The sequence below is a fragment of the Chryseobacterium sp. Leaf394 genome, assembly GCF_001424105.1.
Lineage (GTDB): Bacteria > Bacteroidota > Bacteroidia > Flavobacteriales > Weeksellaceae > Chryseobacterium.
Genome location: NZ_LMQH01000013.1, coordinates 5,153 through 17,765 on the forward strand (window position 1 = coordinate 5,153; position 12,613 = coordinate 17,765).

At 37.0% G+C, this 12,613-nt stretch carries 9 protein-coding genes; 5 read left to right on the forward strand and 4 right to left on the reverse strand.

Features of this window, described 5'->3' with window-relative positions; genetic code table 11:
* Positions 1-51 precede the first annotated feature (51 nt).
* Both ASG21_RS20105 and ASG21_RS17735 read left to right on the forward strand, forming a co-directional pair.
* Positions 52-282 carry a hypothetical protein gene (locus ASG21_RS20105; protein WP_128414353.1) on the forward strand — a complete coding sequence of 77 codons (231 nt, stop codon included), beginning with the start codon at positions 52-54 and terminating at the stop codon, positions 280-282.
* Positions 283-292: 10 nt separating this feature from the next.
* Positions 293-907, forward strand: coding sequence for a 4'-phosphopantetheinyl transferase superfamily protein (locus ASG21_RS17735; RefSeq protein ID WP_056083833.1), 615 nt, complete (start codon positions 293-295; stop codon positions 905-907).
* On the opposite strand, the gene ASG21_RS17740 is transcribed toward ASG21_RS17735, so the two are convergent.
* The 3 genes from ASG21_RS17740 to porU all read right to left on the reverse strand — a co-directional run bounded on the left by ASG21_RS17740 (position 888) and on the right by porU (position 8,470).
* Positions 888-3,149 (reverse strand): FUSC family membrane protein, encoded by a 2,262-nt coding sequence (locus tag ASG21_RS17740; RefSeq protein ID WP_056083836.1) that lies wholly within the window; start codon positions 3,147-3,149, stop codon positions 888-890. The genes ASG21_RS17735 and ASG21_RS17740 overlap by 20 nt on opposite strands.
* 204 nt (positions 3,150-3,353) lie before the next feature.
* Positions 3,354-4,517: a type IX secretion system outer membrane channel protein PorV gene (gene porV / locus ASG21_RS17745; RefSeq protein WP_056083839.1), complete on the reverse strand. Its 1,164-nt coding sequence runs from the start codon at positions 4,515-4,517 to the stop codon at positions 3,354-3,356.
* Positions 4,518-4,573: 56 nt separating this feature from the next.
* The gene (porU, locus tag ASG21_RS17750) at positions 4,574-8,470 is read right to left on the reverse strand and encodes a type IX secretion system sortase PorU (RefSeq protein WP_056083842.1); all 3,897 of its coding nucleotides are present in this window, start codon (positions 8,468-8,470) and stop codon (positions 4,574-4,576) included.
* Positions 8,471-8,633: 163 nt separating this feature from the next.
* On the opposite strand from porU, the gene gldJ reads away from it, so the two are divergent.
* Positions 8,634-10,235 carry a gliding motility lipoprotein GldJ gene (gene gldJ / locus ASG21_RS17755; RefSeq protein ID WP_056083845.1) on the forward strand — a complete coding sequence of 534 codons (1,602 nt, stop codon included), beginning with the start codon at positions 8,634-8,636 and terminating at the stop codon, positions 10,233-10,235.
* A 64-nt stretch (positions 10,236-10,299) separates the two neighbouring features.
* Positions 10,300-11,571: a UDP-N-acetylmuramoyl-tripeptide--D-alanyl-D-alanine ligase gene (gene murF / locus ASG21_RS17760; protein ID WP_056083931.1), complete on the forward strand. Its 1,272-nt coding sequence runs from the start codon at positions 10,300-10,302 to the stop codon at positions 11,569-11,571.
* Here murF and ASG21_RS17765 read toward each other — a convergent pair.
* Positions 11,564-12,175, reverse strand: a complete 612-nt coding sequence (locus ASG21_RS17765) for an NUDIX domain-containing protein (RefSeq protein ID WP_056083848.1) — start codon at positions 12,173-12,175, stop codon at positions 11,564-11,566. The two genes, murF and ASG21_RS17765, sit on opposite strands and share 8 nt — an antisense overlap.
* Positions 12,176-12,204: 29 nt before the next feature.
* Between ASG21_RS17765 and ASG21_RS17770 the strand changes: the two genes are divergently transcribed.
* Positions 12,205-12,594 carry a hypothetical protein gene (locus ASG21_RS17770; RefSeq protein WP_056083850.1) on the forward strand — a complete coding sequence of 130 codons (390 nt, stop codon included), beginning with the start codon at positions 12,205-12,207 and terminating at the stop codon, positions 12,592-12,594.
* Positions 12,595-12,613: the final 19 nt, after the last annotated feature.

The window sequence follows — 12,613 nt, forward strand, 5'->3', positions numbered from 1 at the left end:
AGGTTTTTTGGCTTTAAAATATATTGAGTTCACCTAAATCTTGGGATTATCATGAATTTTTTTGTGATTTTGGATGCTGAAAGCGGGGTGCGCGATTTACATCTTTGTGTGTGGATTTTAAATTTAAAACATATTTTAAATTTAAATATAAATCAAGAATTTCCGCATCAGAATTCGGATCACAAAACATCCGGCATCCATCACCCAACACCCCACCCAAAAACTTCCAGCTTCCATCACCCAGCTTCCGGCATAAAAAAAATTCTTATTTTTACCCAATAATTTCAAACCCATGCCTCTTTACCGCGATTTTTCTGATGACAATGCCACCATTCTGGTCTGGAAATACGACGAGAATGAAGAATTGAATATGGAAGAACTTTTAGAGCCCGAAAATGCCGAAAAAGTAAAAGATTATCATCCGAAAAAATTGCAGGAGGTTTTGATGGTAAGAAAACTTCTGAAAAGTTTAAAACCAGATTCTAAAATTTTATACAGAGAAAGAGAACCTTTTTTATCGCCAAAAGATGCCGAAATTTCGATTACCCATTCTTTTCCGTTCGCAGCGATTGCAATTTCAAAAAATAAAATCGGAATTGATATTGAGAAATTTAATCCTAAAATATTAAGAGTTATCGATAAATTCTCCTACGAAAACGAGCGCGGATTTATCCCTTTTGATACGGAAGTGGTTTTTTACACCATCATTTGGAGTGTGAAAGAGAGCATGTATAAAATTCATCATTCCAAACACTGGTCTCTGAAAAAACACTATGAGGTAAGACCTTTTGAATTAAAATCTCTCCGATCTATAAAATGCAGGGTTCACGACGACAAAATTTCGGATGAACTGAAAGCAAGAGTAGAGTTTTTCGATGATTACTGCTTTACGATTGTTGAGGAATAATCTCTTCGTTTCTGTACGTTTCAATTACTTTTCTCTGTTCTTTGGCAACATCATAAATCAGTTCCAAAACATCATGAATATTTTTCAGTTCCGTTAAATGAGAAATTTTGTTGGGATCTCTGGTGTCGTAGTGCTCGTTTTCCAGAAGTTCGGTTTTTCTTTTTGAAAGGAGATCTTCGATGGATGAATCTTCTGGCTCCAGACGGCTGTCCATTCTTAAAGTTTCAGGAATTTTTTCGCCATTCAGCAAAACGGAAACCTGATTCATTTCTGCCTCAATTTTTTTCGTCCAGCTTTCAGAATCTATTTCGGTGTATTTTTTTTCTTTTTTTGAATATTGAGAAAGAGAGGCGGTGTAAGCGGTAATCAGATGTGAAGTCGCAACAAACTGATGTACCACTTCCAGTTTTTTCCGCTGGTTTTTCGGGTCGGTAATCATTCTCTGAAAATTATCCGAAAGATTGGCAAGCGAAATAATGGCGTTTTTTCTTTTTACTTTATAGTCTTCGATATCAAAATCTTCATTCAGAAACTTAGACATCACGCTGTGAAAATAAGTAAGGTTAGATTCTGCAGACTTTTTCATCAGATCTAAATTCTGTGTGTACTCCCAAACAGGCAATATAAGGTATGAAACCAGAAAAGCAATAATTCCTGCGATAATGGTATCTACAATTCTGTCTTTAAAGATCACATTAATGTTTCCGGGATTCAGGAAATTAAAACTCAGAAAAACATACATCGTCATGAATAAAACAGCCCAGAAATAGCGCCCTTTCAGAAAACTGAAACACAGAATCATGCTGACTAAGAGTACAGAAAACAAAACAGCATTGATATGGACATAATGCAAAATGGCATACGCAATGACTGCACCGGCAACCGTACCGTAAAAACGCAGGAGATTTCTCTGTTTGGTAATGGAGTACGCAGGTTTTAATATAGCAACAACTGTAATTAAAATCCAGTAGGTATGACCGATTTCTATAAACGGAAGCAGGGAAACCAGATATCCTAAAAACAGCGCCGCTGTCACCCGTATAGCATGACGGAAATGAGATGAGGTAAGCGAAATGTTGCTTCTTAGAACTTTAAAATTAATCTTTTCCTCATTGGGCATAAACTTTTTTAAATCTAAACCTGTGGAAAGACTTTTTGCCAGTTTTACGTTTTGGGAGAATACTTTATAAATCTCATTGATCTCCTTGGTGATTTCACCAATCCGCATCATAATCTGACGGAGGATCATAAAGTTTTCCAGAGTTTCGGGAGTCATTTCTCTGTTTCTCAATTCAAAATAACTGACGTTTAATTCATCTGAGCGAACTTCAAGGTTAAAAATCGGTTTGGCTCTGGTGCTGCTCTGGAGTGAGATTCCAATGTTGGCAATTTCTTCAGAAAGGATGTTGAGATAGTCATGAATTTTTACTAAAATTGTCGAGTCTTCAAAACTTTCCTGTAGTTTTTTGTAATCACTTTCTGAGGTCATCAGTTTTTCGTGCAAGTCCATAGAATTCAGAAACATCAGCATCAGTAAACGGCTGATTGTTGTTGATTCGTTGACGATAGTTCTGGTTCTGAAAACGGTATCACGTGTTTCCTCCTGAAGATTTTTGATCTCGATCTGTTTGGCAATAACCTGCGTTGTAAGTTTATTAAAATCGGGGTTTTTCTGATAAAAATTAGCTTTTATCTTTAAAAATTCGGCAAGCTGAAGATAATTTTCTCCAATCATCTGACTTGCCAGTTTGTAAGGCTGAATCGTGGTCACGACTAGAAAAATCAGCAAAAACCAAACGGATCCCGCTGCGAAAATCATTAAACTTTTAAAAATGTTTGCTCCCGTTAAATGCCCGTCAATGAAAATGGCCAGTACAACTAATGCCAGTGAACCCACTGCCGCTAATCTTTGTCCGTACACACCAATCAGAGAGAAGAACATTCCGAAAGCGACAATTTCCAGAATTACGAGTGGAATGATCCCTTTAACCAAACTGGCAATGGAAGCGACAGCGACGAAGCAGAAAATCGCAAAAGTTAATGAATTTCTTCTTCGGATAAATGGCCCGGGTTGATCGGTGAGTGCAACAAAACTGGTTCCCAACGGAAATAGAAAATATTCTTTGAGCATCCCAAAATGTGCCAGAACCAGACACGGAAGCACCGTAGACAATGTAATTCTGATGGCAGAATATACGTATTGGCTGGTTACAAACTTTTTGAGCTCAGAAGAATAATTCATACTGCAAAAATAAGGGTTATATGTGAATTGGTGGGTTTTGTTTTTGGACTAAATGTTATTTTTTTGGTTGGGTGTTGGATGTTTGAAGTTGGGTGAGGGTAGAAGGAATATTGAACTTTTAGATTGGAAGTGGATTTTATTATTTAGGTTAAAACAACAAAAGCCCCATGAATGGTGCTTTTGAATATTTTGATTTTTATAATCTTAATAATCTACATTAGATGTTTCTGCGCCGATGTTCCAGGTAAGACCGAAACGAAGTGTGTTATCTAAAGCTGTATTGATTTTAGACATGTTGATCAGATAAGAAATATCTAAACCGAATGAACGGTATTTCAAACCGATACCTGCAGTTGCAAACTGTCTTGCTCCCTGCTCTTCACTTTCGTGGAAGTAACCTCCTCTTAAAGCAAATGCGTTGTCATAAGAATATTCCAAAGCACCGCTGTACATGATAGAATTGGTATTGTTGAATGATTTTCCGATACCTTCCATTACACCTACGTTTGGCACTGCGTACATTGGCTGTCTTGTATTCGGATCATTTCCGATAAATTCAGATCCGGGAACCAAAATTTTAGAACCTTCCACAGAAAGTCCAACTCTGTTCATATCATCAAGGTACATATCATATCCTAAACCTAATCTTGCCATTGTCGGCAGATAAGATCTTGATTCTTCGTTTCCTGTATAATCCAGTTTAGGACCTAAGTTGGTAAGGGCAAAACCTCCGTTTATTTTACCTTCATAATTTCCAAAACTCTGAAATCTCGGTGAAGTGTAGTAACCAGAAATGTCAACAGCGAAAGAGTTTGCCGGCTTCAAAGTAGTATCTGTGTTGAATCCTCCGGCTAAGTCTGATCGGATAAATCTACCTGTAACCGCCATTGAATAAGAATCTGAAAGTTTAAGACCGTAAGCCACGTCAATAGAGAATTCGTTTGGTTTAGAAGTTCCCATAGAAGTAACTTCGTTTCCTACCAATTGTGTAAGGTCTACCTCTCCCATATTAAAGTAATAAATACTTGCAGAAATGGTAGATCTCTCTTCCTGACCTAAAAATTTATGAAAAGCTCCGTACAACAAAAATACATCATTTGTAAGTTTGCTCATATAAGGAGTATAGTTCAAACCAATAGAAGAACTTGTTCTGCTGAAAGGATATTTAGCCGCATTCCAGAATTGTGAGAATGCATCAGGTGAAGTTACCACACCCTGATCTCCCATACCTCCTGATCTTGCATCCGGTGCGATTCTAAGAAAAGGTGCTCCTGTCAAAACAGGTCTTACCTGGCTTAAATCCTGAGCGTAGCTTAAGAAGCCGGCACTCAGACCTATTCCTAAAAGCAGTTTAGTAGTTAAATTCATATGTTGTCTTTTATATATTATCAGTTTTATAGATATATTTCGATTAAATTATAATTTTACTTCAAAAGTACCATTTTTTCTACAGCTGTAGCACTTCCTTTACATTTTTCTTGATTCTGACTTTTTGCAAATATCTTAAAAATATACGTACCTTTTGCTACGGTGTCACCAAAATCATCTTTTCCATCCCATTCTATTGCCTGTTTCGGTGTTCTGTAGCCCTGCAGGAAAGGTTCTGCAATCACAGCAGAGGTAATTGTTTTTACCAGTTTTCCCGTTATCGTATAAATCTGAACATTTACATCCAGAATATCGTCGCAATTATGCTCGAAGTGAATGTAGGTCTTATTGGTAAACGGATTTGGCCAGTTCATCGGTCTGTTGATAATCAGATGCTGATCAGACTGATCTTTTACCTCAAAGTTTAACGTAGAGACTGTCGAATTATTGTTGATGTCCCAAACTTTAAACGTAAGTTGATGGTGGCCGATTGCTAAGTTTCTGAATGGGTAAGTTACATTACCTTTCTGGTATTCTGCCAAAGCTGGATTGATACAGCCGTTTCCTTCACCGGAAGCATAGAAATCATTCAGAACAACTGTGTTGATGATCTGTCCGTCAAGGTAAGTGGTGATATCGTGTCCCACACCTGAACCTGTAGAATTGATTCCTGTATCATCTGTCAGACAAGCGAGTAGTGTAGGGTTTTGGTTTGTAATTCCTCCGTTGGCAAAATTGGTGTTGTTCATGTACAGTTTTACTTTCGGCGGTTCGTTGTCATTAATTCCGTTCGGATTAATATCACCTACCTGTACTGCCTGATTGTTGAATACATCAGACACTTTGTTATCGGCATATCCGAGGATTCTGCCTTCACCTACAGTATAATTGATATCTTTCGGAACGTAAAATTCTACGGTAAACTGTCCGTTCGTGGCGATTCCTGAAGCTTTTACGATCGCACTTCCTTCTTCTGTATAATTAAGGACAGGAGTCAAAACTCCATCATTGTTTAAAGTGTTTTTAGTAATTCTTTTATCAAAAATATTAATAACTACACGACCGTTGAAGGTGTTATTTAATGTGCCGTTAGGATTATTAATATGGCCTGTCACTTTTACAAAATCAAGTCCTCTGATTAATCCCGGAACCGGAGATTCGATATTATCAATGACCAAATATCTCTTAGGTCTGGAAAGTTTCATCGCCGGGTCTCCAAGGAAGTTTACCTTAAAGTGATTGGGGTCGCTGGGTTTAAGTTTTTTAGCATTTAAATGAGCATTTCCAATACTGATAAAATCATCATTAGTAAGTCTGAACATTTCTCTTGTGAAAAGATTTGTAAAATCTATACCATATCCCACACCTACGGCACGGCTTGATGTAATCATTGAGGCGGGTCCCCCCTGTTTCAATTTTATAAATTGCTCTCCGGCTGAAAATGTTGCCGGCTCATCCCACAGCGTGAATTCACATGTGATTGTAGATACAAAAGGGAATCTGCTGTAAATGTTTGAGAAGTTATTTGCTGCCTGGATTTCGGTCGCCGTTAAAACTCTTTCCTGTGCCCAGCCATTAATGCCCCCGTGCCCGAAGTAGAAAAGATAAAGGCTGTTGTTGATGTCATTTGAAATTGCCTGATTAACCTGCGGATATCTCTGTCCGCCAGCGGTACTTTGACCAGGGAAAGCATCCAGATACAGTTTCCTCACATTGTACTCTCTTAGATTGGTAGAACCGGGAATTTCAAAAACACTTTGCAAAGAATTATTCATTACATTATGGAATGGTGCTCCACCATCTTTATCATCATCTACTACAAAATCAAGTTTCATTTTCCATTCTCCAAAAGAATTAGACTGGCCTGGCAAAGAATTGTAATATGCCAAAGTTTTGTCAATCATATTAGCCGCTTCTGTTGCATTTGCAGCCGGCAGCCTTCCGACAGGGATATTGGGAAGATTGCTCGTAAGAGTAGTATTGGTTTGTGGAGCAGTCATTACAATATAGTCGTCTGTAACAAACGAGCTCACAAAATCGGATGATTCTTCACTTTGGTAACTCGAAATGACATTACTGTTGTTTGGAATTCTGTTTTTATAGTCGTAAGATCCATCACCCAGAAGGAAAACATATTTTAATCTGCCTGCAGGAGTATTCAGTTTGGTTACAAAATCTCTTATGGCTGTTATGTCGCGGCTTCCGCTTCCAAATTCGTTATAGATTTTTGCAGGATCTACAATCTGTACATTAAAACCGTTATTTGTCTGATGATAGTTTGCCAATCTTTGAGCCTGCCCCATAAATTCGGGAGTAGCCAAAATAAGATAATCTATATTTTGAAGTGATGATAAATCCTGGTTAGCGATTTTTTCTACAAATTGCGGCGAGAATGCAGCATCTGCTTTAAAAGCTACAAATTCATTATTAAAATAAATATTGGATGTAGTGTATCCAAAATTAAAAATCCCTGATCCTGTTGCTTTATTTACTTTCCGGCTTGCGTTGGTAATATCTGTAACGTCCCATACCTGCTCCATGCCTGCAGTATTAGAAATTCCAAAACCGTAAGTAGTATTAGAACCACTCTGGAGAGAATAATCTCTGAAAAGGAACTGTCCACCATTATATTTTAAGTCTTCTTTATACTGAACCTCAAGATAATCAAAATGAAACGCACCATTGGGATTGGTAGCAATATTTGGAAGATAATTAAAAGTCAGCTGATTTCCACTCACGTTTGAAATCGTTCCCGTATATCGCATAGAAAAGTAGTCATAGACGTAACTCTGCGTGTTTGCGGGTACCGTAGAGGTAAAAGGATTTGTATTGTTAACATTAAAGGTAATGCTGTTTTGCTGTGCGGTATATCCTATTACCTGTGTTCTGTATCTGATAACATCACTACTCTGTACAGGTGATTTCAGGTTGACAACAATAGATTTATCAGCAGAGAAAGGAGCTTCTTCTACCCATATTCTTCCTACTTTCAAAAGGTTTTTCTGATCATTATTGATAACCTGATAGTCATCATATCTTGTAATAAGTGGGGTGGCAGGCAGATTCACATCCATATTCTGAACTCGTTTTCCGGCACCCTTATCAAAGTTGATATAGTAATAGGAAAAGTCTTCATATATATTTTTTAAGCTGTTGCTTCTGTCGATTCTGGTATCGTTTCTCTTATAACCGTTGCCGTTTGCGGTATTATAAAGATTATATCCGTCGGGACCCTGAGCGTAGAAAAGTGCATAATCGTTATCATTCCACACATTATCTTCTTCACCTACCACCTGAATTGCATTCTCCTGAAGTGCACTGTATTTGGTATCCTGATTAAATTCAGGCAGCATAATACCGCCATTCCCATAAATTCTGAAATTTTTAGGATTGACGCTGGAAGGGTTGATTCCAATATCTTTTAAAAACTGTGTTGTGATTTTAAAGATTCCTGATTTGTCAACCTTAATTTTATAGAATCCACCTGTTGATAGCGGGTTTACTGTTGTTCCTACTTTTGCTGCGTTAAGATTTTGGGAAGATCCGTCTTCTGTCATCTGGAAAGAAGAAAGTCTCTGCACCGTTCCGTTTACTCTTTTAAATAAAGAAACATTGTAGCTGGCAAATCTTTCTCCTTCGATATCTACATAAGTAATATCCTTAATTTCATAGTCGGGAAGTTGCAACGCATTCAATTCATACAAATCCTTATATGATACATTTTCCCACTGAAGATTCGTAATCTTCAGCCGGTTTGATCCCGTCTGTATTTTATTATGAATAAAAATATTGTTTCGGCTGAATGCAAATCCTTCATTTTTAAATGCAGGCAACACTTTTTTTACTGTACCAAAATCTTCAGTTTTAGAACCGTTCCATTCTATGGCAACGCTCTGTGCCTGTGATGTGGTCGCTAAGGAGAAGAGGGATATAAATATAATTTTCAGTCTCATGTTTATAGGATGAATTTCCGAATTACAAAATAAATGAAAATTTTAGAATTACGTAGACAACAATAAAATTAATTTCACATCGTTTTTCAAAAAAATCAAATCTTTATTTGATTTATTGAATAATTTACTTTTCTTTGTACTTTGAATAATATTTATATCGACTATGAAAAAACTAAAGTTGTTTTCATTAATAGCATTGAGTTCTACACTTGCATTAACCAGTTGTGGTGGTTCCGGGACCGGCAAAGGAGGCGGTACGAAAAGTTTTGTCTCTAAGACAGGCTGGAAACCAAACGAGAAACAGGGTTGGTTTTTTGCTGGAAAGCAGCAAGAGCAGAAGGGATGGCCAGGAATGGTTTATGTAGAAGGTGGAACTTTCACAATGGGATTAGTGAAAGATGATGTAATGCACGATTGGAATAACTCACCTCGCAGAATGCAGGTAAGTTCTTTCTATATCGGTGAAACAGAAATTACTAACTACGAATACCGTGAATACCTTACATGGTTGAAGTATGTGTTCCCACCAAGTGATCCTAGCTTTAAAGAAATCTACAACGGTGCTTTGCCGGATACTTTATTGTGGGATAATAAGCTTTCTAGAAATGATTTCAACGAAACTTATTTCAGAGATGCTAACTACGATTACTATCCTGTAGTAGGTGTGGCTTGGGCTCAGGCAAACAGATATTGTGAATGGTTGACAGACAGAGCAAACGAGAAAGCATTAATGAATGCCGGTATCATTGCTAAAGATTTATATATTAATGAATCTAACAATCAGGGTGGTACTGCTTTCAATATGGATAAATTCAAATCGAATGATCCTGAAATGCAAGGCTATATCAACGAACAGAGAAGACAACAGAAAACCGGTATAAAAACTACTAACCAAAGACTTATCGCTGCAAACAGAGCTCCTGGTGCTGATATGGTTACGAAATTCAGACTTCCAAGTGAAGTAGAGTGGGAATACGCTGCTTTGGGAATGGAGAAAAACAGAGAGTACAATATGTACTTAGGTAAAGCTCCTGAAATCCAGTCTCTAAGAGGTACTAAAGGTAAAGACAGAGGAATGCTTCTTGAAAACTTCAAGCAAGGTCAGGGAGATTACTCGGGTCTTCCAGGTTGGAAAAACGACGGTTCAGCTAAAACTTCAGACGTAAGACAATATCCTTCAAATGCTATCGGTATTTACGGAATGTACGGAAACGTTGCTGAATGGACTGCTGATGTTTACAGACCAATTGTAGATGACGAATACAGTGACTTCAACTACTACAGAGGTAATGCTCCTCAGGCTATCGTAAGAAACGGAGACGGAACTTACCAGATGGTAGATGAAACAAACATGAAATATGATACTTTAAGAGATGGAAGATTGGTTGCAAGAAATTTACCTGGTCAATACTCAAGAGAAACTATTGCAAACTATGCTAACTTTAGAGACGGAGATCAACAGTCTTCTTTAAGTTATAGAAATGCTTCTGATTCTGTTTCATCTTACAATATGTATAATGGAGCAAAACAAAACTTCTTCGTTGATGCAAACGGTAAAGTAAAATTGCAGAAAGATACCGGGAAGAGAACTTCTCAGATTTCTAACGATATCAGAGTTGTGAAAGGTGGTTCTTGGCAGGATTCAGCGTACTGGTTAGATCCGGGACAAAGAAGATATAAAGCTGAAAACGCAGGTTACGGATGGATCGGATTCCGTGTAGCGCAGGATGCGAGTTCAAAAAACAAAGGTAGAACGAGAAGATAATTTATTATCAAAATATTATACAAAAAACCTTCTGAATATTCAGAAGGTTTTTTATTTTTGGGTTATGAATGTACAGGATTTTTATCAGATCTATTTAAAAGCGGATAAAGTAACAATTGACAGCAGAAAAGTTGGAGTGAACGACATTTTCTTTGCTTTTTCAGGCGATAACTTCAACGCTGCAACACTGGCTGAAGATGCCGCTGCGAAAGGTGCCCTGGCAGTAATCGTTGAGCAGAAGGATTTTGAAAATACAGAAAAAAATATTTTTTATGTTGAATCTACATTAAACTTCCTTCAGGAACTGGCAATTTACCACAGAGATCAGCTGAAAATCCCTGTAATAGGCCTTACTGGAAGCAACGGGAAAACTACGACCAAAGAGATCATTCACGCTGTTTTATCTGAAAAATTCAATGTACAGTACACTTTTGGGAATCTGAACAATCATATCGGAGTTCCGTTGACCATTCTTTCCATTAAACCTGAACATCAAATGGCTGTTGTAGAAATGGGAGCCAACCATCAGAAAGAAATTGAATTACTCTGCTCCATTGCAAAGCCAACTATCGGTTACATCACCAATTTCGGGAAAGCGCATCTGGAAGGTTTTGGAGGTTTTGAAGGTGTAATTAAAGGCAAATCTGAACTGTACGATTATTTAGTAAATCATCAACAGACCATTTTGGTGAATGATAATGATAATGTTCAGTTTGAAAAGACACTCAATTATTCCCCAAAAATCAGTTTCGGGAAAGAAAATTCTGATTATCAGTTTGAATTAATTTCTTCTGAACATTTTGTTGGTTTTAATTTTAACAATACAACCGCTGTTTCAAAACTTACAGGCGAATATAATTTTACCAATCTCTGTGCAGCAGCAAGTCTCGGACTTCATTTTGGAATTGATTCTGAAAAGATAAAACATGCTGTAGAAAACTATACTCCAACAAATATGCGTTCACAGATTATGAAAAAGGATGGGAAAACGCTTGTTTTAGATACCTACAACGCCAATCCAAGTTCGATGACGGCATCACTGCATAACTTTGTTACTTTTGAAGGGACAAAAACAATCGTAATAGGAGATATGCTTGAATTGGGAGGTGAAAGTGAAACCGAACATCAGAATATTTTAAATCTGGCTAAAAGTTTAAATTTTAACCAAATTATTACTGTCGGAAATCAGTTCAAAAATGTAAATGATTCTGCCGAAGCATTTGCAAACACAGCTGAACTGACTGCTTATTTAGAGAAAAACAAAATCAATTCAGATAATATTCTTTTAAAAGCTTCAAGAGGAATCGCTTTAGAAAAAGCTCTGGATTTTATTTAATTTTAGATTCTTTAAAATCAGACAGAATCAGTTTAATATTCTTAAAAGTATTCGGGAAAACTTCTTCGGTGATCATCAGGTCGTTTTTCCATGCAACTTCGGTGATCCCTTCTTCAATCTGCGGTTTTGAGGTGTCTTCGCCATCAAAAAACATTTCAAACCAGTGCGTGTACTTCAGTACTTTGTCACCGTTTCTTTCCACATAAATATGGTATGTAGTATTGATAAAATCTTTTAAAACAACATTTCTCAGTCCGGTTTCTTCTTCGATTTCTCGGATGGCAGATTCTTCACGTGATTCACCCTTTTCCATTTTACCTTTTGGGAGATCCCATTTTCCGAGTCTTTTGATGAAGAGAATTTCGCCCGAAGGATTATTTACAATTCCGCCGGCCGCTTCTATTTTTCTGAAAAGTAAATTAAATTCATTCCAGATGTTGTCCAGATTTTCGCCATAAACATTCATCTCTGATGTTGATGTATTCTGAAGAAGATCCAAAGCAATTTCCAGCGTTGTAGAGTTTTCGTAACCGACTGTTTTTTCTAAGTTTTCGGGATTCTTAGAGAGCAATAATTTTTTTTCGTTGACAAAAACTTTATACATTTGTAATAATTTAAATACAAAAATAAAAAATGAATTTAGAAGGACGAAAAATAATCGTTAATAAATCTGCGAAAGAACTTTCAGAAGTATTAAAAACACCGGAAAATTACAAACAGTTTATGCCGGATGGTCTGCAGAAGTTTGAAACGCGTGAAGACGGCTTCAAATTCGGACTTCAGGGCATGCCCGAAATCGCTTTGAAAATTGATGAAGTAACTGAAGAGAAAGCTGTTTTAAAATCAGCAAGTTCAAGCCTTGACTTTGCTCTGACAGCTGCTTTGAAACCTTTAAATGAAAATCAGACAGAAGTGCAGATGCTGTTTGAAGGAAAGTTTAATCCTTTTATTAAAATGATGGTTGAGAAACCGCTTCAGAATTTTATCAATACGCTTACAGATAAGATCGAAACTTATAAATAATATTTAGCCTTCAGCAATG